The sequence below is a fragment of the Brachybacterium vulturis genome, assembly GCF_043641765.1.
GTDB lineage: Bacteria > Actinomycetota > Actinomycetes > Actinomycetales > Dermabacteraceae > Brachybacterium > Brachybacterium vulturis_A.
Genome location: NZ_JBHZRO010000001.1, coordinates 81,679 through 102,643 on the forward strand (window position 1 = coordinate 81,679; position 20,965 = coordinate 102,643).

Genomic DNA, 20,965 nt, shown 5'->3' on the forward strand with positions numbered 1-20,965 from the left:
GGCGTCCCGGCGATCCGGCGACGCGCGGGTCACTGCTCTGGCACGATGAGGCCATGCCATATCGGGTCACTCGGCGAGCACTCGCCCCCGCCGTCACCACGCCCCCCATGGTCGATCCCGCGCTGCCCCGGGTGGCGGTGATCGGGGCCGGTTCCAGCGGGCTCGCCGCGACCAAGACGCTGCGCCTCGCGGGAGCGCCCGTGGTGTGCTTCGAGCAGGGTCCGCGAGTGGGCGGGAACTGGGTGCTGGACAACCCCAACGGGGTCTCCGCCTGCTACGAGACGCTCGAGATCAACACCTCGACCTCCCGCATGGCCTTCTCCGACTTCCCGATGCCCGCGGAGTACCCGCCCTACGCGCGGCACGACCAGGTCGCCGCTTACTTCGAGCAGTACGTGGAGCACTTCGGGCTCCGGGACGCGATCGAGTTCGACACCCGCGTGGTCGCCGTCGAGCGCGCCCCGCATGCCGCCGCCACCCTCGCAGAGGACCTCCCCGCGGACGGCTGGCGGGGGAGCGTCGAGGGGCCCCGGGGGCGCCGCACCGAGGAGGTCGCGGCGGTGATCGTCGCCAACGGCCACCACTGGGACCCGCAGTGGCCCGAACCCGCCTACCCCGGGGAGTTCGCCGGGGAGCAGATCCACTCCCACGACTACCGCGGCGCGGCGCAGCTCGAGGGCCGCGACGTGGTGGTGGTCGGCGCCGGCAACTCGGCGATGGACATCGCCTCGGCGGCCGCCCGCACCGCCCGCTCGGCTGCGATCTCGCAGCGCCGCGGCCAGTGGGTGATCCCCAAGTTCACCGCCGGGATCCCGTCCGACCTGATCACCGCCCCGGGCTGGGCCCCCTGGGCGCTGACGCGCGCCCGGCTGCGGATCGGGGCGCTGTTCGGCGGCAGCCTCGCCCCCTTCGGGCTGCCCCGCCCGCAGCACGCACCGGGCCAGTCCCATCCGGTGCAGTCCGAGGAGATCCGTGACGTGCTGCGCTCGGGCCGCCTCATCCCGCACCCCGGCATCCGCCGCCTGGCCGCGGACCGCGTGCACTTCACCGACGGCACCAGCGCCCCGGCCGACCTCATCGTGTGGGCCACCGGCTACCGGGTGAGCTTCCCCTTCCTGGACCGCGCCCTGCTCGCCGCCCCCGGCAACGACCTGCCGCTCTTCCACCGGGCCGTGCACCCCGACCTGCCGGGGCTGTTCTTCGCCGGCCTGCTGCAGCCGATCGGCGCGGTGATGCCGCTGGCCGAGGCGCAGTCGCGCTGGATCGCCCGGATCCTGCGCGGCGAGTACGCCTTCCCGCCCGAACCGGAGCTGCGCGCTCGGATGCGGCGCACGCACGAGCAGAACCGTCGACGGTTCTACGCCTCGCCCCGCCACACCATGGAGGTCGACTTCGACCGCTTCCTGTGGGAGCTGCGCGGGGAGATGCGGCGCGGCGGCCGACGGGCTCGGGCCGGGGGTCCGGACCGGGCCGCGCGGCGGGCCGATGCGGGCGCGCGCACCGGAGCGCGCGCATGCCCGGGAGCCTCCCCGCCGGTGCGGCGGTGGTCACCGGCGCCGGGCGCGGACTGGGTCGCGAGATCGCGGTGCGGCTCGCCCTGGCCGGCTGCGCCGCGCACGTCACCGACCTGGTCGGCGACCTCGCCTGCGCCACCGCGGCGGAGATCAACGCCGCAGGCCCCGCGATCCTCGCCGAAGGCCACGCCCTGGACGTGCGCGACCAGGACGCCTGCCGGGCGCTGGCCGGCCGGGTCGACGCGGCGGACCCGCAGGGTCTGGCGATCTGGGTGAACAACGCCGGGGTGCTCGCCACCGGTCCCGTCTGGAGCCAGGACGATGCCACCCGACGCCTGATGATGGAGGTCAACGCGCTCGGCGCGATGCACGGCACCATCGCCGCTCTCGAGCGGATGCGCCCCGCCGGCCGCGGCCGCATCCTGAACATCGCCTCGCTGGCCGGGCTGGCCCCGGTGCCGGGGGAGGGGATCTACGCCACCTCCAAGCACGCCGTGGTGGGGCTCAGCACCTCCGCGCTCATCGACCTGCGCCTGGCCGGGGTGAAGCATGTGCACGTCAGCTGCCTGTGCCCGGACGGCATGTGGACTCCGATGCTCTTCGACCGGCTCGAGGACCCGGACGCCTCGATGTCCTTCTCCGGGGTGCTGCTGCGGACCGAGGAGATCGCCGCCCGCGCGCTGCGGATCCTCGCCCGTCCCCGCGCCGTCACCGCGGTCCCCGCCTGGCGCGGCGTGCAGGCGCGGGCCTTCGGTCTGGTGCCGGGCCTCGCCGCCCGGTCGGCACCGCTGGTGGTGGGACTCAGCCGCGTTCAGCAGAAGCTGGTCGCGCGCCGCCTGCGCCGACGCACTCCCTGACGGCAGTCCGGTATACCGGACAGCATTGGCCGCTATCCTCTCGACCGCCGGTGACGTCGGTGATGTGCTGGGACGACCCCAGCAGCCCCCGACCCCAGGAGCCAGAGATGTCCCTCCCCGGAGCCCGCCCCGTCCGCGCCGCCCGCGGCACCACCCTCAGCGCGAAGTCCTGGCAGACGGAGGCCCCGCTGCGCATGCTGATGAACAACCTCGACCCCGAGGTCGCCGAGCGCCCGGACGACCTCGTCGTCTACGGCGGGACCGGGCGTGCCGCCCGCTCCTGGGAGGCCTTCGACGCGATCGTGGAGACCTTGCAGGACCTCGAGGACGACGAGACCCTGCTGGTCCAGTCCGGCAAGCCGGTCGGCGTGCTGCGCACCCACGAATGGGCGCCCCGCGTGCTGCTGGCCAACTCCAACCTCGTCGGCGACTGGGCGACCTGGCCCGAGTTCCGCAGGCTCGAGGCCGAGGGCCTGATGATGTACGGCCAGATGACCGCCGGGTCCTGGATCTACATCGCCACGCAGGGCATCCTGCAGGGCACCTACGAGACCTTCGCGGCCGTCGCCGCCAAGCGCTTCGGCGGGACCCTGGCCGGCACCATCACGCTGACCGGCGGCTGCGGCGGCATGGGCGGCGCCCAGCCGCTGGCCGTGACCCTCAATGACGGCGTCTGCCTGATCGTGGAGGTGGACCGTGCCCGCCTCGAGCGTCGCGTCGCCAAGCGCTACTGCCACGAGATCGCCGAGGGCCTCGATGATGCGATCGCCCGTGCCAACGCCGCCAAGGCCGAGAAGAAGGGCCTCTCGATCGGCATCGTCGGCAACGCGGCGGATGTCTTCCCCGCTCTGCTCGAGCGTCATAAGGCCGGTGACCTGCACATCGATGTGGTCACCGACCAGACCAGCGCCCACGACCCGCTGAGCTATCTGCCCACCGAGGTCACCGTCGAGGACTGGCAGCGCGAGGCCGCGGCCGACGAGGAGGGCTTCACGAAGAAGTCCCGCGAGGCGATGGCCCGCCAGGTCCAGGCCATGGTCGAGTTCCAGGATGCCGGCGCCGAGGTGTTCGACTACGGCAACTCGATCCGCGACGAGGCCCGCCACGCCGGTTACGACCGCGCCTTCGAGTTCCCCGGCTTCGTGCCGGCCTACATCCGCCCCCTGTTCTGCGAGGGCCTCGGCCCGTTCCGCTGGGTGGCGCTGTCCGGTGATCCCGAGGACATCGCGGTCACCGACGCGGCGCTGAAGGAGCTCTTCCCCGAGAACGAGCACCTGCACCGCTGGCTCGACGCCGCGGACGAGTTCGTCGAGTTCGAGGGCCTGCCCGCCCGCATCTGCTGGCTCGGCTACGGCGAGCGCCACCAGGCCGGGATGCTCTTCAACGACCTGGTCCGCGACGGGAAGGTCAAGGCCCCGATCGTCATCGGTCGCGACCATCTCGACTCCGGCTCCGTCGCCTCTCCGTACCGGGAGACCGAGTCCATGCTCGACGGTTCCGACGCGATCGCCGACTGGCCGCTGCTGAACGCGCTGACTTCCACCTCCTCCGGTGCCAGCTGGGTCTCGATCCATCACGGCGGCGGCGTGGGCATCGGCCGCTCGATCCACGCCGGTCAGGTGGGCCTGGCCGACGGCACGGACCTGGCCCGGCAGAAGCTCGAGCGCCTGCTGACCAACGATCCCGCCATGGGCGTGATCCGCCACGTCGATGCCGGCTACTCCCGCGCCGACGAGGTCGCCCACGAGCGCGGGGTGCGCGTCCCGATGACCCCGGTGCGCCGGGACTGATCCCCGGGGGACCGCCGGTTCACTCCACGACGACGGTGATCTCCACCGGGGCGACGGGGGCATCGAGGGTGCCCTTGCTCTGATCACAGTCCTCGGCGATCTCGGTGCGGGTGCAGTACAGCACCCGCACCGTGCTGGTCCCGGGCTGCTGGCCGGTCAGCTCCACGGCGTAGGGCATCGACGCCCCGGGGGCGTCCTGACCGTCCTCGGTGCCGAACACCTCCTCGTCCATGACGACGCTCGCCTCGGCGACGGTGGCGTCCGTCTGCGAGATGACGCCCCAGTCGTCCCCGACGCCCTGGCTGCCCTCGCCGAGGGAGACCTGTGCGGTCTCGCCGACGGCGAGCTGCACCTCCGTGGTCCCCTGCACGAGCAGTGCGGGGTCGTCGCCGGAGCCGCCACCGAGCACTCCGCAGCCCGCGAGCAGCGCGGCACCGACGAGAAGGGTCAGTGCTCGCGCCGCGCGTCGTCGTGCCGGATCGGTGGTTGCGGTCGCCGTGGCGCCGTGGGAGGTCCTGAGGGTCATCGCGGCTCCTGAGTTCGCCCGGACGGTGATCGATGGCCACAGTGTTCCAGAGGGCGGAGCGCGCGGCGCGTCGCTCCGACGGGGAGCACTGCCCATCGACGGGACGGCTCTGCCGCGACAGACTCGTCCCACGACAGCTGGACGATGAGGTGAGGGGCGGACCATGGCGACCGAGGAGCAGGTGGCGATAGCGCTGGGGGCGGTGACGCCCTGGCGGGATCTGCAGCTCGCGATCAAGGGGTTCTCGGGGGAGACGGGGGAGTCCTACGCCAAGGTGATCGTCCGCAACGGCGACGACTCGCAGCTGGTGCGGATCGAGCTCGGCCAGACCGCCGAGGTGGGGGACGGCGTGAGCCTCCGCCTGGACGAGGTGCCGCCGCCGTCGCGACCGGAGGACGGACCCGCTCCGACGGGCCGGGGACGGGTGCTGGTCACCGTCCGCGCCGCCGATGAGGGCGGCGCGCGATGATCCGGCTCGGAGCCGACACCGAGATGGTCCGCGCACACGCGCAGGCCATGCGCACCGGCACGGGTGCGCTGCGCGAGAGGATCTCCGCGCTCGGCTCCGCGATCCGCTCCGTCGCCTGGACCGGAAGCGACGCCGAGGAGTTCCGTGCCACGGCGGGGACGCGGCTCGCCGAGGCCACGACGCTGCTGGACGGCATCGATCGTCGCAGCGACGAGCTGCTCGAGCACGCGGTCGAGCAGGATCGGGTCTCCTCGGCCGACGGGCTCGGTAGTGGGGGCGACGGCCCCGAGGGCCCCGACGGCGATCAGGCGGGGACGGTGAAGGACCCGGGCGATGCGGAGGGCACCGATCCGGCGCACGAGGACATCCCCGAGGACGACGAGGCGCTCGACCCCGACGACTCCGCCCAGGGCAGCATCGGCGACTGCTATCTGCTGTCCTCCCTGCAGTCCCTCGCCCAGCGCGATCCGGACTTCCTGCGCCAGCACGTGGAGGAGGTCGAGCCGGGCCTCTACGAGGTCACGATGTTCGACGAGGACGGCGAGGCGATCGTCTATCAGGTCGAGTCCGTCCAGGAGGGCGGGGTGCGCGGTGCCGAGGGCGACCAGTCCGTCTACAGCCTCTACGAGCGCGCCTATGCGATGCATCTGGACGCCCGGGGCGTCGACATCGACGGCGGGTTCCCCGAGGACGCGATGGAGACCCTCACCGGTCAGGGCGCCGATGCCTACGATTCCCTCAGCATCGATGAGCTCGCCGAACAGCTCGACCGCGGCCATCTCGTCAACGCCGACACCGGCGGGATCGACGATCCCGGCCATGACCAGATCGTCGGCAACCATGCTTACACGGTGTCCTCCGTGGACACAGAGGCGGGCACCGTCACGGTGACCAACCCGTGGGCCGCGGGGGATCCGAACGCCCCGAAGAACGTGACGCTGAGTTACGAGAAGTACCGGGAGAGCTTCGGTCGCACCACTGTCGGCCGCACCGCGGAGAAGGGCGTGTTCGAGGGCATCGGCATCGGTGACGGGATCGGGTGGCTCTGACGGGTCGCCTCGACCCGCCGAGCATCGTCCGGCATCCCGGACAGAGGACCGGCAGGGCCTCTGGGCGAGCGTGATCCCAGCCCGTAGCCTCGGGCCATGACGAGCACCCTGATCTCCGGCATCAGCGAGCTGTGGACCCTCGATCCCGCTCTGGACGACGCGGCGGAACCGCACGCCGTCACCGATGAGCAGGTGCGGCGAGACGCCGCCCTGGTCATCGAGGACGGACGGATCGCCTGGAGCGGCCCCGCCGCCGAGGCCCCCGCTGCCGATGAGGCCGTCGACCTCGGCGGTCGGGCCGTCCTGCCCGGCTGGGTCGACTCCCACTCCCACCTGGTCTTCGACGGCGACCGTGCCGCCGAGTTCGAGGCCCGGATGGCCGGTCAGTCCTACTCGGCCGGTGGCATCGGCGTCACCACCGACGCCACCCGCTCCGCCTCCGACGAGGACCTTCGCGAGCTGGTCCGCGGCCGGATCGCGGAGGCGGTCGCCGGGGGCACCACGACACTGGAGACGAAGACCGGCTACGGGCTCACCGTCGAGCACGAGCTGCAGGCCGCGCAGCTGCTGTCGGCGCTCATCGCGGACCGCGAGCTCGACGAGGCGACCTTCCTCGGCGCCCACCTGGTGCCGCGCGAGTACGACGGTCAGGATGGTCGGCCCGGCGCCGATGACTACGTCGACCTGGTCTCCGGCGAGATGCTCGCCGCCGTCGCCCCGCACGTGCGCTGGATCGACGTCTTCTGCGAAGCGGGCGCCTTCGACCCCGAGCAGTCGGAGCAGGTGCTGCGCGCCGGCGCCGCCGCCGGCCTCGGCCTGCGGGTGCACGGCAACCAGCTGGGCCGCTCCGGCGGCGTCGCGCTGGCTGCAGAGCTCGGGGCCGCGAGCGTGGACCACGTGAACCACCTCGATGCCTCCGAGATCGACGCCCTCGCCGCGACCGCGGCTCGCGCCACCGCGCCGGGTGACCGGCCCGGACACCTGGCCGTGGACGCCGGGCCGACGGTCGCCACCGCGCTGCCGGCCTGCGACCTCTCCACCCGTGCCCCGCTGGCCCCGGCCCGGGACCTGCTGGACGCCGGCGCCGCCCTCGCGATCGCCTCCAACTGCAACCCCGGCACCAGCTTCACCAGCGCGATGAGCTTCTGCGTCACCACCGCCGTGCTGCAGATGCACCTCTCGCTGTCCGAGGCGGTCCGTGCCGCCACCCGCGGCGGGGCGCTGGCCCTGCGCCGCACCGACGTCGGCCACCTCGGGATCGGCGCCCGCGCCGACCTGCACGTGCTCGACGCCCCCGCCGCCATCCATCTCGCCTATCGGCCCGGCATGCCGCTCACCCACCGGGTGTGGCGCCGCGGCGTCGAGCAGTCCCCGACAGCAAAGGCCTGACCCTCTTCCGCCGCCGCCTCGTCCCACCCCCGCAGTCCTGACCAGAGGAGACCGTCGATGACGACGTCCGACGCTGCCCACGACCCCGGATTCGACGGCGCCGCCGCGCGCCGCAACACCACCGGCATCGAGATCCGTCCGCTGCCCGGGAACCGCTGGCGGTTCTTCGTCTTCAGCGCGATCGGCCTGGCGATGTTCTTCGGCTCCGTCGAGATCGGTGGGGAAACCACGATCCTGGTGGACCATGCGCTGACCTTCGTGAGGTGGGTGCTGGGACCGGCCGTGCCCTGGGTGGTGGTCTCCCTGGTGCTGCTGGGGACCGCGCGCCCCTTCGTCACCGGCAGCTGGAGGCAGTCCACGCTGCGCACCGTCTTCGCACTGCTGAACGTTATTGGCCTGGCGGTCGCGGTCTGCGCGGCGGCCGGCTTCTACCCGGGCCCCCTCGGCAACCCGGACATCGGTCCCTTCCTGTGGGAGAAGCTGGGGATCCCGGTGGGGATGCTCGTCCCCATCGGCGCCGTGTTCCTGGCGCTGCTGATCAACTACGGGCTGATGGAGTTCATCGGCGTGCTGGTGCAGCCGATCATGCGCCCGGTGTGGAAGGTGCCCGGCCGCGCCGCGGTCGATGCCGTCGCCTCCTTCGTCGGCTCCTACTCGCTGGCGCTGCTGATCACCGACCGCGTCTACCGCGAGGGCCGCTACACCGGCAAGGAGGCCTCGATCATCGCGACCGGCTTCTCCACCGTCTCGGCGACCTTCATGGTGATCGTGGCCAGCACCCTGGACCTGATGCATCACTGGACGCTGTACTTCTTCCTCACCCTGGCCGTCACCTTCGCGGTCACCGCGATCACGGTGAGGATCCCGCCGCTGAGCCGGGTGCCGGACGTGCCCTACGAGGGCGTCGAGCATTCTCCGGAGCCGGGCTCCCGCGGGAACCGTCTCCGGCAGGCCTGGGACGAGGCGATGCGTGCGCTGGCGAGCGCCCCCGGCATCGGGCGCGGCACCTGGGCCACCTTCAAGGACGGCGTGCTGATGGCCGCGGCGATCGTCCCCTCGATCCTCTCCGTCGGCCTGATCGGATTGCTGCTGGCCACCTATACGCCGGTCTTCGACGTGATCGGCTGGCTGTTCGTGCCGGTCGCGTACCTCGTGCAGCTGCCCGATCCGGCCCTGGCGGGCAAGGCGGTCTCGGTGGGCATCGCGGAGATGTTCCTGCCCGCCACCGTGGTCGCCGGCCACGAGTCCGAGGTGCTGCGCCTCACGGTCGGCGTCACCGCAGTCTCCCAGATCGTGTTCTTCTCCGCGCTGGTCCCCTCGATCCTGGCCACCCGCATTCCCATCTCCGTGGTGCACATGGTGGTGCTGTGGTTCCTTCGGGTGGTGCTGACCCTCCTGATCGCCGCCCCGCTGGCCCACCTGCTGCTGTAGCCGGCCACCGGCACTGTCCCTCCTCGTCGACCCCGAACCCCGGAAAGGTCCCTCATGATCAGCCCCATCACCCTCTCCAGCTCCGGCCTGACCCCGGCCGACGTCCTCGCCGTCGCCCGCCATCGGGCACACGTCGAGCTCGACCCCGCCGCTCGGGATCAGGTCGCCGCGGTGCGCGCGCACATCGATGCGCTCGCCGCCGGGGACACCCCCGTCTACGGCGTCTCCACCGGGTTCGGCGCCCTCGCGGACACCGCGATCCCGCCCAGCATGCGCCACGCCCTGCAGCGCTCCCTGATCCGCTCCCACGCGGCCGGGGCCGGCCCGGAGGTGGAGGCCGAGGTGGTGCGCGCCCTGATGCTGCTGCGCGCCCGCACCCTCGCCTCCGGCCGCACCGGGGTGCGACCCGTCGTGGTCGAGACGATCCTCGCACTGCTGAACGCCCAGATCACCCCGATCGTCCACGAGTACGGCTCCCTGGGCTGCTCCGGCGACCTCGCCCCGCTCTCGCACTGCGCGATCGTGCTGATGGGCGAGGGTCGCGCCCGCGACCGCGAGGACGTGGAGCGGCCCGTGCCGGAGCTGCTCGCCGAGGCCGGGATCGAACCCGTGCTGCTCGAGGAGAAGGAGGGGCTCGCGCTGATCAACGGCACCGACGGCATGCTCGGCATGCTGCTGATGGCGATCGCCGACCTCGACGACCTGGTGCGCACCGCCGATCTCACCACCGCCCTGTCCGTGCAGGGCCTGCGCGGGCGTGACAGCGTGTTCCGGCCCGAGCTGCACGCCCCGCTGCGCCCGCATCCGGGCCAGGCGGCCTCGGCCGCGAACATCCTCGCCCTGCTCGCGGAGTCGCCGATCATCGCCGACGTCGCCGCCGAGGGCTCCCGCGTGCAGGACGCCTACTCGCTGCGCTGCGCGCCGCAGGTCGCCGGCGGCGTGCGCGACACCATCGAGCACGCCCGCACGGTCGCCGAGCGCGAGCTCGCCGCCGCGATCGACAACCCCGTCGTGCTCGAGGACGGCACCGTCACCTCCAACGGCAACTTCCACGGCGCGCCCGTCGGCTACGTGCTCGACTTCCTCGCCGTGGTCTCCGCGGACCTCGCCTCGATCGCCGAGCGCCGCACCGACCGGATGCTGGACAAGACCCGCTCCCACGGGCTGCCGCCGTTCCTGGCCGATGACCCCGGCGTGGACTCCGGCTTCATGATCGCCCAGTACACCCAGGCCGGCCTGGTCTCGGACATGAAGCGCCTCGCGGTGCCGGCGAGCGTGGACTCCATCCCCTCCTCCGCGATGCAGGAGGACCACGTCTCGATGGGGTGGCACGCCGCCCGCAAGCTGCGCACCAGCGTGGAGAATCTGCGCCGCGTGCTCGCGATCGAGCTGCTCACCGCCGCCCACGCGATCGACCTGCGGGGCCCGCTGGCCCCCTCGGCCCCGAGCGCCGCCGCGATCGCCGTGCTGCGCCGCACCGTCGAGGGTCCGGGCCCGGACCGCTTCCTGGCCCCGGACATCGCCGAGGCCGAGGCGCGGCTGCGGGACCGAACCGTGCTGGCCGCCGTCGAGGAGGTCACGGGCCGGCTCGCCTGAGCGCGGGAGGCGGGGTGTGCGCCGGGCGCGCGGGGTTCCGCTCGTCGGCGCCCGGAGCCATGCTGGGCCCATGAGCAACGACGCCCGGACCCGTGACCGCCAGATCCTCCGCGCCCCGCACCCGGTCTGCGGGATCATCCCCCCGCACCTGCTGCGGCAGATCGCCCGTGCGGGCGAGGACACGCAGGCCACCGCCGCCGAGCGGACCCTTGCGGCAGGGCGGCGCGTGGCCGGGAACCGGGAGGTCCGGGCGGCGCGCTCCCGGCGCACCGGCCCCCCGAACGCAGGGGCCGGACTGATCCCGCCGCACCTGCGGCAGCGCCTGGCCGGAGTGCCGAGCGCCGCCGGGCAGGCCGTGCCGGAGGCGACAAGCGAGGCCGTCCTCCGCCGCAGCATCCACGACGCCCGGCACGGCACGGCCCTGCCGGGCGTCCTGGTGCGCGAGGAGGGGCAGGCCTCGGGCGGGGACGAGTCCGTGGACGAGGCCTACGACGGCCTCGGCGCCACCTGGGAGCTGTTCGACCGGGCCTTCTCCCGCAACTCGCTCGACGACGAGGGCATGGAGCTGATCGCCACCGTGCATTACGGCGAGGACTTCCAGAACGCCTTCTGGGACGGCGAGCAGATGATCTTCGGCGACGGCGACGGGGTGTACTTCCGGTCCTTCACCAATGCGGTGGACGTGATCGGGCACGAGCTCACCCACGGGGTCGTCCAGTTCACCGCCGGACTGATCTACGTCGCCCAGCCCGGCGCACTGCACGAGTCGATCGCGGACAGCTTCGGGGCGATGGTGAAGCAGCGGCTGCGGGGCCAGAGCGCGCAGGACGCCGACTGGCTGATCGGCGAGGGTCTGTTCACCGACCGGGTCCAGGGTGTCGCGCTGCGCTCGATGAAGGCGCCCGGCACCGCCTACGACGACCCGGTGCTGGGGAAGGATCCGCAGCCCGCCTCGATGGCGGACTTTGCCGACCTCCCGCACGACGCCGAGAACGACAACGGCGGCGTGCATATCAACTCCGGGATCCCCAACCGTGCGTTCTACCTGGCCGCGACCGGGATCGGCGGTGCGTCGTGGGAGGGCGCGGGCCCGCTCTGGTACCAGGCGCTGACTCGCCCCGGACTGCCCAAGGACGCCGACTTCGCGACCTTCGCGACCGCGACCCTCGAGGTCGCCGCGACTGTCCACGGCGAGGGCTCCCCGCAGCATGTGGCCGTTGTGGATGCCTGGCGGAGCGTCGGCGTCATCGGCGCGCGGACCTGAGCGAGGGGAGCCGGGCCTGCTGGTGGCCCCGCTCGCTGTGACGATGGCCGCTCCCCAGGTTTCCGGGATCCTCGCCTAGTACTCTGACACCGGTCCGCCCGCACCGGCACGTCCCGGCAGCACGGGGAGATCGTCCCCGCCACCCGAAGGAAATCGCATGGGTCAGCTCAACCTGGGCTTCGAGATCGCGGCACTCGCCGTGCTCGTGGTCATCCTCCTCGTCGACCTCCTGATGGTCCTGAAGCGCCCGCACCTGCCGTCGCTGAAGGAATGTGCGATGTGGATCGGGTTCTACGTGAGCCTGGCTCTGGTGTTCGCGGTGGTGCTCTTCTTCGTGGGCGGTATGGCGCCGGCCTCGGAGTTCGTCACCGGCTGGCTGCTCGAGTACTCGCTGAGCATCGACAACCTCTTCGTCTTCATCGTGATCATGACGAAGTTCTCGGTGCCGAAGAAGTACCAGCAGGAAGTGCTGATGGTGGGCATCATCATCGCGCTCATCGCCCGTGCCCTGTTCATCGTCGCGGGGGCTGTGCTGATCAACAACTTCGCCTGGATCTTCTACATCTTCGGCATCTTCCTGCTGTGGACCGCCTGGAAACAGGCCACCGAGGAGGAGGACGACGGCTCGGACTCGCTCATCATGCGGACGGTGCGGAGAATGCTGCCCGTCTCCGACAGCTTCGACGGGAACAAGCTGCGCACGGTCGTGAACGGGAAGACCCTGTTCACCCCGATGCTGCTGGTGTTCATCACCATCGGCCTGACCGACGTCATGTTCGCGCTGGACTCGATCCCGGCGATCTTCGCGGTCACCCGCAATCCCTTCCTGGTGTTCACCGCGAACCTGTTCGCCCTGATGGGTCTGCGCCAGCTGTACTTCCTGCTGGGCGGGTTGCTGGAGCGCCTGGCCTACCTGCACTACGGCATCGCCGCGATCCTCGGCTTCATCGGCATCAAGCTGATGATCCACGCGATCCACGAGGCCCCGCTCGAGTTCATCCCCGGCTTCTCGGCGCTGGAGAAGATCCCCGAGGTGCCGATCTGGCTGTCTCTGACCGTCATCGTGGTGTCGATGGGGGTCGCGGTCCTCGCCTCCCTGTTCTTCGCACCGAAGACCTCCACGCCGGTCCGGGGCGGGACCGGCGCCGATCCGGAGCACACCGACTCCGAGCACTGAGCGCTCACGGGGCGTGCAGTCGGCGCCAAGCCCCGGCGCCGGTCGTCGCCGGTGCGTGGCACCCGTGCGCGGCGTACAGTCGTGCGCAGGGACCGGTCCGCCCCCGCGGCACCGGGAGGAAGCGACGCGAGGAGCCTGCGGTGGATGCGGAGGTCGACCCGGACCGGACCGCCGGTGAGGCGGTCTGCTGGATCGATCAGCTGTGCCCGGAGTGCGGCGCGATGCCGGAGGGCGCCGGGGCGCAGGACCCGAGCGTGCCGTGCTGGCGCTGCGGCGCCGTCCGCTCCCAGGCCACCGGGGACGGCCCCGTCGGCTCCGGGGAGGTCTGAGCCTCGGTCCCGATACCGGAGCGGCGGGCCTCACCCCGCCGGGGTCGCGAAGCCGCCGTTGGACAGCAGCAGCTGCCCGCGGATCCAGGCGCCCTGCGCGGAGAGCAGGAACCGCACCAGGTCCGCGACCGTGCCCGGGCCGCCGAGCTCCCCTCCCGGGGTCTGCGCCGCACAGGCCTCCCGCACCGTCTCGTCCATCCAGCCGGTGTCGATCGGGCCGGGGTTGATCACGTTGGTGCGGATCCCGCGGTCCGCGAGCTCATGGGTGCCGGCCAGGACCAGGCGGTCCAGCGCTCCCTTGGTGGCGCCGTAGGGGAGATTGTGCGCGGTGTGGTCGCTGGTCAGCGCCAGCATCGCACCGCCCGGGGTGTCCGTGCCGGGTTCGACCTGCTCCGCGAAGGCCTGCAGCAGCAGCCAGGTGGCCCGCACATTGACCGCGTAGTGGCGGTCGAAGCTCTCCGCCGTGGTGTCCAGGATCGAGGAGTCCACGGACTCGCAGTGGCAGGTCACGAGCGCCCCCAGCGGGCCCAGCGCCTCGCGGGCGGCGGTGATGAGCGAGGGCGGCACGGCGGGGTCCTCGAGGTCGCCGGGCAGCAGCTCCACCCGGCGCCCACCGGCGCGCAGCTCCTCGGCGAGCAGCTCGACGTCGGCATCCTCGCCGAGCACCCGCCGGTCGTAGGGGGCGTGGAAGTTCAGGGCCAGGTCATAACCGTCCTCGGCGAGGCCGCGGGCGATCGCCGCGCCGATCCCGCGCCGACGGCCCACGCCGGTGAGCAGGACGGTGCGGGGCTGGGCGGCTGCGGGATGCGGAGCGGGGGAGGCCATGGGAGCGACGCTAGGATCGCTCCTTCGCGCGGGCAAGCGGTTTTGCGGGCCTCGCTGGTCAGGACTCATCAGGCAGGTCCCACACCACGTGCTCGTCCTCGCCGAGGCGGGCACCGTCGCTGGGCTCGTGCGGTCGCTGCTGCCCCGAGTGCATGAGGTCGGCGACGTCCACCCCGTGCTCGAGCAGCATCACGTCCGCGATCAGCCGGCGATGACAGCGCCACCACACGGCCTCCGAGCACATCACGGCGGTGCGCCCGCGTGAGAGATCGTCCCGCAGCTCGGCGATCCCGGCGCGGAACTCCTCGCTGCGGGTCCAGCCGGCGTAGGCGCGGAACTGCGCCACCCGCCACCAGGTGTCGGGGGAGGCGGCATCCTCCTCCTTGGTGAGGCGGCGCCGCCCGCCCAGCCGCTCGTCCCAGCGGTAGTCGATCCCGGCCGCGGTGCAGATCTCCTCGACGGCGCCGCGCGCCGCCGCGTCGTTCGTGCGGGACCCGGGGTAGCGGCGCACATCCACCAGCTGGGTGATCCCGGCCCCGGTGAGCAGCGCGGCGAGCTCCTCCCGTTCCAGCCGGCCGTGGCCCACGGTGAGCAGCGCGCCGGTCGCCTCGGTGGTGGTCATGACGTGGAGGTGAACAGCTGCAGGGCTCTCGGCTCGAACAGCTCGAGCTTCCCGCAGCTCGTGCAGGAGAGCACGGCGGCCTCCGGGCTGAACCCGTCCATGCCGAACAGGCTCGCGGTGCTGCTGCTCATCACGATGCGGCGGGTCCAGAACCATCCCTGACCACAGTGCGTACAGGTCACTGTGCGTTCGCCCGCGACCGCCCAGACGGGCTCAGTGGTCGCCATCGTCCCTCCTCTCGGTCGTCCTGGTCAGGACATCCGCGCTCGTCCGCAGCTCGACCTGCGGCGGGAACAGGCTCATGGTGTGCAGGGCCGCGGCGCCGTTCTCCGGGCTCGAGGCCGCACAGGCATCGGTGACCACGGTGAGGCGCGCCCCGGCGTCGGCCGCGGCGAGGACGGTGGTGAGCACGCAGCAGTCGGTCGAGACCCCCGCGACCAGCAGCTGCGGGGCGGGGCCGACGATCCCCGCGAGCTGCGGCCCCCACTTCCCGAAGGTGGGCTCGTCCACGGTGGGGTGGGCGGTGAGCGCGGCGGCGCCGTCGACCAGCTGGTACAGCGGATCCGCGGCGGGGACGTCCGCGAACGGCCAGGCCCGGAAGTACTCGCCCCAGGCGGTGCTGCGATCCGCCGTGGGCAGCCAGCGGCTGAGCAGGGTCCGCTCGGGGCCGACCTGCGCGGCGAGCTCCTGGATCCGCGGCCAGCTCTGCTCCCAGAACGGTGAGGCCCAGTCCGAGTCGGGGGCGGCGAAGATCCGCTGCGGGTCGACGATCAGCAGCCAGGGCGCCCGGCGGGGGGCGGGCTCAGGGGGCATGGGCGGGATCCTCTCGGGGTGGTGCTCGATGCGCGACGAGCTCGACGTGGGGCCAGGGTAGACGGCCGGTCGCCGCGGCCGCAGGGACCCGAGCACCGCGGGAGCGACCGCGGAGCCGGCTCCGGCCAGGCACAGCACGCCACCGAGCGCGGCGAGCGGCGGTGGCACCTCGCTCAGCAGCAGCCAGGCCATCACCACGGTGAGGGCGGGTACCAGGAGGGAGGAGGAGCTGAGCAGCCCGGCACCGGTGTGGGTCAGGGCGTATCCCCACAGCAGGAACGCGAGGGCGGTCGGGAACAGCCCGAGGTAGACGACGCCGAGGATCGCGCCGAGCGGAGCGGCTCCCACCTCAGCTACGAGGGTTGGGGCGAAGGGCAGACAGGCCACGGCACCGGCCACCACCCCGATCACTGTCATCGAGGTGGAGTCGACATGGGCGAGCAGGAGCTTCTGCACGAGCACGCTGCCGGCGTAGAGCAGCGCCGCCACCAGCCCCAGCACGACGCCCACCCCCGAGAGCCCCCCGGTGGAGGCACCGACGGAGATCAGCACGATGCCGCTGAAGGCGACCAGCACCCCGGCCAGCAGCCGCACGGAGAGCCCCTCTCCGAGCAGCAGGCCCGACGTGACCGCCACGATCAGCGGGGCCAGGTTCACCAGCATCGCCGCCGTGGCCGCATCGAGGAAGAGCTCGGCGGCGTTGAGCACCACGAGATAGGCCGCGAACCAGGCGATCCCCCAGCCGGCCACCGCTGCCCACAGCCGCGGGCTCCGGGGTGCCCGCACCCGGCCCAGGAGGAGGAGGGGCAGCAGCGCGATCGAGGCGGCGCTCACCCGCAGGAGCGTCATCGCGCCGGGGGAGAAGTCATTGCCTGCGACCCGGATGACCAGGAAGGACGAGGCCCACATGAGCATCACCCCGAGCGCTGCGAGCCAGGGCAGGGCCGGGTGGGACGGCGAAGGACGCATGAGGACATCATGAGGCCTGCCGGCCGGGTGTGGCGTCTCCTGCGCACCCCGGACGACCCGCGACTGCTGTCCGGAGCTCGAGGCTCGGTGCCTCAGCCCCGCCCGAGGCTCCTCAGCGCTGCTCCTGTGCCCGGATCCTCCCGCGCCGGGCGAACCAGGTCACCGCGAAGCCGAGCACCAGCGCCAGCAGCACTCCGATGTTGGAGTACGCCCAGTTGCCCTCCCAGTAGGAGCCGGCCGGGTCGTCCACGAAGGTGCCCAGGCCCAGCGGCTGGAGCAGGTAGCCCTGCCAGTTGTTCCAGGGAGCGGCCTCGGTGAAGGAGTTGACCACCAGGCCCCAGCCCAGGACCGAGGCGACCACCATGGTGAGGATCGAGGTCCAGTCGAAGGCCCCGTAGCGGCCGGCCGGATCGAACAGGGCCTTCTCGTCGTAGTCCGTGCGGCGGCTGAGGATGTCGGCGATGAGGATGCCGGCCCAGGCCGCGATCGGCACGCCGAGGGTGATCAGGAAGCTCTGGAACGGACCGATGAAGCTGGTGGCGAAGAACGCCACCCAGATCGTGCCGGCGGTGAGGATCAGCCCGTCGACCGCGGCGGCCGCCGGGCGCGGGATGTTGATGCCGAGGCTGATCAGGGTGAGACCGGAGGAGTAGATGCCCAGCACCGCGCCGGAGACCAGGGTCAGCACCGCCACGATCCAGAAGGGGATCAGCGCCCACAGCGGCAGGATCGTGATCAGGGCGCCGATCGGGTCGTTCTCGATGGCGCCGGCGAGGCCCTGGTCGGAACCGGCCAGCAGCAGGCCGAAGATCACCAGCACCACCGGCGCGGCGGCACCGCCGACGGTGTTCCACAGCACGATCGAGCCGTCGGAGGCGGTGCGCTGCTGGTATCGCGACCAGTCCGCCGCGATGTTGATCCAGCCCAGCCCGAAACCGGTCATCACCATCACCAGCGCGCCGATCATCGCCTGCGGGGAGCCGTGCGGCATCGAGACCACCGCGGCCCAGTCGATGTGGGGGATCGTGAGGACCATGAACAGGATCGTCATCGCGCCGGTCGCCCAGGTCAGGATCGACTGCAGCTTCATGATGGTGTGATAGCCCAGCACGCTGGCGCCCACGATCAGGGCCGCGATGACGATCGTGGCGATCACGGTCACCGTCTGCCCCGAGGCGACACCCAGCACGTCGAAGACGGTCGCGGTGGCCAGCACCGCGGAGATCGCCAGCGACGTCTCCCAGCCGATCGAGGTCAGCCAGGAGACGATCCCGGGCACCTTCTGACCGTGCACCCCGAAGGCCGCGCGGGAGAGCACCATCGTGGGCGCGCTGCCGCGCTTGCCCGCGATCGCGACCAGCCCGCACAGCAGGAAGCTGATGATGATGCCGATGACCGCCACCACCGTCGCCTGCACGAAGCTGATGCCGAAGCCCAGCAGGTAGGAGCCGTAGCTCATCCCGAACACGGAGACGTTCGCGGCGAACCAGGGCCAGACCAGGTCCCGGGGCTTCGCGGTGCGTTCGGACTCCGCGATGATCTCGATGCCGGTGGTCTCGATGACCCCGGCACCGCCGACGGGAGCGGCGGGTGAGGAAGAGGTGCGATCAGGGGATGTCATGGCTGCTCCGGGGGAGGAGGGCCGGGGGACGCCGGCCGAGGGCAGGGGCACGTGTGCTCTGCAGTCTCCCACGGGTGTGAGCAGATCAGGGGTGAGCGTGCGGGCCCGTACCCGTGGCCGGGGAGAGTGCGCCTGCGCCGCGCACGAGGATCGCGATCGCCATGGACACCACGGGGCCGCCGCGGCGGGCAGCAGTGCAGTGGAGAGCCGCCAGCCGTCGTGCCGGTATCGTCGTCAGGGTCGACAGCCGTTCCGTCGTGCTTTATAGTTGAAAACGCAACCAGATTCTTCTGAAAGGTTCTCGCGATGTCCCTCAGCACCGCCATCCTCCGCGCCGTCCCCGGCGCGTTCATCCTCAACTCCGGTATCGGCAAGCTCGGCATGCCCGCCGAGATGGCCGAGGGCCTGCAGGGCATGGCCGCCCAGGGCGTGCCGCCGCTGGGCAAGCTGACCCCCGAGCAGTTCGCGAAGTTCCTCAGCTACGGCGAGATCGCCGTCGGTGCCTCCCTGCTGCTGCCCTTCGTGCCCACCCGGGTCGCGGGACTGGGCCTGGCCGCGTTCTCCGGCTCGATGCTGTCGATGTATCTGCGCACCCCGCACATGACCGAGGCCGACGGGGTGCGCCCCACCCAGGACGGCACCCCGGTCGCCAAGGACAGCTGGCTGCTCGCGATCGCGACGGCGCTGCTGCTGTCCCAGGGCGAGAAGTCCGCCAAGGGCTGACCCCGCGGCCCACGGGCAGCCGATCGGGAGATCCGCCCGGGCGGTCCCTCAGCTGCCGGGGGTCGCCTCCGCCTCGTCCTCGGCGGAGCGGGGGATCAGCACGTCGATCACGTCGAGCAGGGTCTGCGAGGACACCTCGGAGATCTGCAGCTCGTCGCTCGGTGAGGTCTCCGTGTCGAGGGGTCCGTGGTCCAGCACCCGCACCCGGTCGGAGGTGGTGACCACTGTGGCCTGGCGGCCGGCCCCCTCCGCGACAGCGGTGAGCACGGAGACCGCACGGGCGTCGTCCACCTCGATGCTCCGGGTGACCTCGGCCGCGATGACGGTCTCGGGTTCGCCGTCCTCCCCGGCCGCCTCGAACGGGTCCACGAACCGTCGGATCCGATCGGGCACCGAGCCCAGCTCCGGCACGCTGAAGTGGTGGAAGCCGTCGATCGAGAGGTACTCCTCCAGCACGCCTCCCCGGGGGAACAGGTAGTGGGCCAGGGTGGTCGAGCCGCCGTTCAGCGTGCGGCTCGTGGTGACCATCGCGTCCGGGATGCGTCGCAGGGTGACCACGCCCGCCAGCCGACGATCCAGCTGCATCGCACGTCGCGGGGCGTCACCGGGGCCGGAGACCAGCTCGCCCTCGTCCTCGACGCTCTCACCCCCCGGTCGGACCAGCCCACGGGCGGTCAGGGACCGCAGTGCGGCGGCGGCCGAGGACGTCCGTTCGACGACCTCCTGGTCGAGGTAGGGGCTGCCCAGGGGTTCGAGGGCGGAGGCGCCGTCCAGGCCCATGATCTCCTCATCGGTGAGGATCAGCAGCACGCTCGGCTCGGGCTCCGTGGTCGCGAGCACCTCCATCGCACCGAGCATGTCGCGCTGGGTGATGGTGGGCTCGGCCGAGGGGGACTGGGCGGTGGTGCTCATGCGGGGTCGACTCCCTGGATATCGATGGGCCGGCCGGGCCTCGTGGTGTGCCGGCGAGCGGTCTCAGCTTCTCACGGCCGAGGTCGGTGGAAGCGGGGTGGGACGGTCACCAGGGCAGCGCGTCGGCGAGCCCGTCGACCGCGTCGGAGATGCCGTCGCTGACGGAGTCGATGACATCGCCGGCGGTGTCGGCGACCGCCCCGGCGGTGTCGCCGACGACATCGGTGGTCGCATCCCAGGCGTCCGACGCCGTGGCGGAGATCGCGTCCCAGTTGTCGTAGACCAGCTTGCCGATGTCGGCCAGGGCCGCGCCGCCGGAGATGATCGCCCCGGCCGCGGCGATCGGGCCACCGATGACGGCACCGACGCCGGTCGCGGACATGGCACCTCCCGCGAGCATCAGACCGCCACCGAAGGCACTGGCGCCGCCGGTGACCGCGCTGAAGGTGTCCCCGCTCTGGATGCCCTCGATCAGCTGGCCACCGCCGAAGACGAGGTCCAGCCCCGGCAGGGCCCTGCCGACGAACGGCGCCACGTCGTCGAGGAAGGGCGCCGCTTTCGAGGCCCATCCCGCGGCGTCGTCGACGACGCCGAAGAAGTTCCGGGTGCCGGCACCGGTGGGGACGGGGAATGGGAGCTCCCCGACCAGCTTGCTCATCAGGCCGCTGAACTCGGTGCCCCGATGGAAGACGGCCCCGGTGAGGTCCTGCCCGTAGCTCCACGTCCCGGCGGCGAGCTGGACGATGTCCTCGGCGCCGTCGATGACGTCGGTGGAGCGGTCGATGACCCGCAGGATGTCCCAGACGTCCTTGCCATCGCTGAACGCATTCTGCAGTGCGGTGTACACCTCGAGACCACCGGTGACGCGATCCCACCAGGAGGTCCCGGAATTCGCGCCGCGCTGGGAAGCGCCGCCGCCTTCGACGCCCGCCCGGCGCCAGGTCTCGGCCCGCGTCCATCGACCGACCCCACCGTAGTGATGCGCCGGCGATCCGGCGATGGGGAGAACTCCCCACGGGACAGGAGCCGCTGCTCGGAAGGCGACGCCCGGGGACGTGGCAGACGCGCCGGCAGGCAACGTAGGGTCGT

19 protein-coding genes and 1 pseudogene are annotated in these 20,965 nt (G+C 72.1%); 12 read left to right on the forward strand and 8 right to left on the reverse strand.

The window, feature by feature from the left end; genetic code table 11:
• Nucleotides 1–107 precede the first annotated feature (107 nt).
• From ACHUEU_RS00360 to hutU, 3 genes and pseudogenes are all read left to right on the forward strand, one after another.
• Nucleotides 108–1,403 (forward strand): annotated as a pseudogene (locus ACHUEU_RS00360) (flavin-containing monooxygenase); the annotation flags it as partial.
• Between the two features lie 110 nt (nt 1,404–1,513).
• A complete protein-coding gene (locus ACHUEU_RS00365; protein ID WP_394213880.1) occupies nt 1,514–2,371 on the forward strand; it encodes an SDR family NAD(P)-dependent oxidoreductase in 858 nt (285 codons plus the stop codon).
• A gap of 107 nt (nt 2,372–2,478) precedes the next feature.
• Complete coding sequence (gene hutU / locus ACHUEU_RS00370) at nt 2,479–4,161, forward strand: urocanate hydratase (RefSeq protein WP_394213881.1); 1,683 nt, start codon at nt 2,479–2,481, stop codon at nt 4,159–4,161.
• A 19-nt stretch (nt 4,162–4,180) separates the two neighbouring features.
• On the opposite strand, the gene ACHUEU_RS00375 is transcribed toward hutU, so the two are convergent.
• Nucleotides 4,181–4,687 (reverse strand): hypothetical protein, encoded by a 507-nt coding sequence (locus tag ACHUEU_RS00375; protein ID WP_394213882.1) that lies wholly within the window; start codon nt 4,685–4,687, stop codon nt 4,181–4,183.
• A 163-nt stretch (nt 4,688–4,850) separates the two neighbouring features.
• On the opposite strand from ACHUEU_RS00375, the gene ACHUEU_RS00380 reads away from it, so the two are divergent.
• The 8 genes from ACHUEU_RS00380 to ACHUEU_RS00415 all read left to right on the forward strand — a co-directional run bounded on the left by ACHUEU_RS00380 (nt 4,851) and on the right by ACHUEU_RS00415 (nt 13,391).
• Nucleotides 4,851–5,156 carry a hypothetical protein gene (locus ACHUEU_RS00380; protein ID WP_394213883.1) on the forward strand — a complete coding sequence of 102 codons (306 nt, stop codon included), beginning with the start codon at nt 4,851–4,853 and terminating at the stop codon, nt 5,154–5,156.
• On the forward strand, nt 5,153–6,205 hold the full coding sequence (locus tag ACHUEU_RS00385) for a C2 family cysteine protease (RefSeq protein ID WP_394213884.1): 1,053 nt from the start codon (nt 5,153–5,155) through the stop codon (nt 6,203–6,205). The genes ACHUEU_RS00380 and ACHUEU_RS00385 overlap by 4 nt, the downstream gene beginning before the upstream one ends.
• Nucleotides 6,206–6,301: 96 nt before the next feature.
• Nucleotides 6,302–7,594 (forward strand): amidohydrolase family protein, encoded by a 1,293-nt coding sequence (locus tag ACHUEU_RS00390; RefSeq protein ID WP_394213885.1) that lies wholly within the window; start codon nt 6,302–6,304, stop codon nt 7,592–7,594.
• 57 nt (nt 7,595–7,651) lie between these two features.
• Nucleotides 7,652–9,025 carry a YjiH family protein gene (locus ACHUEU_RS00395; RefSeq protein WP_394213886.1) on the forward strand — a complete coding sequence of 458 codons (1,374 nt, stop codon included), beginning with the start codon at nt 7,652–7,654 and terminating at the stop codon, nt 9,023–9,025.
• A 54-nt stretch (nt 9,026–9,079) separates the two neighbouring features.
• On the forward strand, nt 9,080–10,621 hold the full coding sequence (hutH, locus tag ACHUEU_RS00400) for a histidine ammonia-lyase (protein WP_394213887.1): 1,542 nt from the start codon (nt 9,080–9,082) through the stop codon (nt 10,619–10,621).
• A gap of 70 nt (nt 10,622–10,691) precedes the next feature.
• The gene (locus tag ACHUEU_RS00405; RefSeq protein WP_394213889.1) at nt 10,692–11,885 is read left to right on the forward strand and encodes a M4 family metallopeptidase; all 1,194 of its coding nucleotides are present in this window, start codon (nt 10,692–10,694) and stop codon (nt 11,883–11,885) included.
• Nucleotides 11,886–12,042: 157 nt separating this feature from the next.
• Nucleotides 12,043–13,062: a TerC family protein gene (locus ACHUEU_RS00410; RefSeq protein ID WP_394213890.1), complete on the forward strand. Its 1,020-nt coding sequence runs from the start codon at nt 12,043–12,045 to the stop codon at nt 13,060–13,062.
• 140 nt (nt 13,063–13,202) lie between these two features.
• The gene (locus ACHUEU_RS00415; protein WP_394213891.1) at nt 13,203–13,391 is read left to right on the forward strand and encodes a hypothetical protein; all 189 of its coding nucleotides are present in this window, start codon (nt 13,203–13,205) and stop codon (nt 13,389–13,391) included.
• 30 nt (nt 13,392–13,421) lie between these two features.
• Here ACHUEU_RS00415 and ACHUEU_RS00420 read toward each other — a convergent pair whose 3' ends face one another.
• The 5 genes from ACHUEU_RS00420 to ACHUEU_RS00440 all read right to left on the reverse strand — a co-directional run bounded on the left by ACHUEU_RS00420 (nt 13,422) and on the right by ACHUEU_RS00440 (nt 18,241).
• The gene (locus tag ACHUEU_RS00420; protein WP_394213892.1) at nt 13,422–14,216 is read right to left on the reverse strand and encodes an SDR family oxidoreductase; all 795 of its coding nucleotides are present in this window, start codon (nt 14,214–14,216) and stop codon (nt 13,422–13,424) included.
• Nucleotides 14,217–14,274: 58 nt separating this feature from the next.
• Complete coding sequence (locus ACHUEU_RS00425; RefSeq protein ID WP_394213893.1) at nt 14,275–14,838, reverse strand: DUF488 domain-containing protein; 564 nt, start codon at nt 14,836–14,838, stop codon at nt 14,275–14,277.
• A complete protein-coding gene (locus ACHUEU_RS00430; protein ID WP_394213894.1) occupies nt 14,835–15,065 on the reverse strand; it encodes a hypothetical protein in 231 nt (76 codons plus the stop codon). The genes ACHUEU_RS00425 and ACHUEU_RS00430 overlap by 4 nt, the downstream gene beginning before the upstream one ends.
• On the reverse strand, nt 15,052–16,620 hold the full coding sequence (locus ACHUEU_RS00435; RefSeq protein WP_394213895.1) for an isochorismatase family protein: 1,569 nt from the start codon (nt 16,618–16,620) through the stop codon (nt 15,052–15,054). Before ACHUEU_RS00435 ends, ACHUEU_RS00430 begins: the two co-directional genes overlap by 14 nt.
• A gap of 112 nt (nt 16,621–16,732) precedes the next feature.
• Nucleotides 16,733–18,241, reverse strand: coding sequence for a purine-cytosine permease family protein (locus ACHUEU_RS00440; RefSeq protein WP_394213897.1), 1,509 nt, complete (start codon nt 18,239–18,241; stop codon nt 16,733–16,735).
• 306 nt (nt 18,242–18,547) lie between these two features.
• Here ACHUEU_RS00440 and ACHUEU_RS00445 point away from each other — a divergent pair, with 306 nt between their 5' ends.
• Nucleotides 18,548–18,964 (forward strand): hypothetical protein, encoded by a 417-nt coding sequence (locus ACHUEU_RS00445; protein ID WP_394213898.1) that lies wholly within the window; start codon nt 18,548–18,550, stop codon nt 18,962–18,964.
• A gap of 48 nt (nt 18,965–19,012) precedes the next feature.
• Here the strand turns inward: ACHUEU_RS00445 and ACHUEU_RS00450 are convergent, their stop codons facing one another.
• Together ACHUEU_RS00450 and ACHUEU_RS00455 are read right to left on the reverse strand one after the other, a co-directional pair.
• Nucleotides 19,013–19,876 carry a hypothetical protein gene (locus tag ACHUEU_RS00450; protein WP_394213899.1) on the reverse strand — a complete coding sequence of 288 codons (864 nt, stop codon included), beginning with the start codon at nt 19,874–19,876 and terminating at the stop codon, nt 19,013–19,015.
• Nucleotides 19,877–19,982: 106 nt separating this feature from the next.
• Nucleotides 19,983–20,723 (reverse strand): hypothetical protein, encoded by a 741-nt coding sequence (locus ACHUEU_RS00455; RefSeq protein ID WP_394213900.1) that lies wholly within the window; start codon nt 20,721–20,723, stop codon nt 19,983–19,985.
• Nucleotides 20,724–20,965 lie beyond the last annotated feature (242 nt).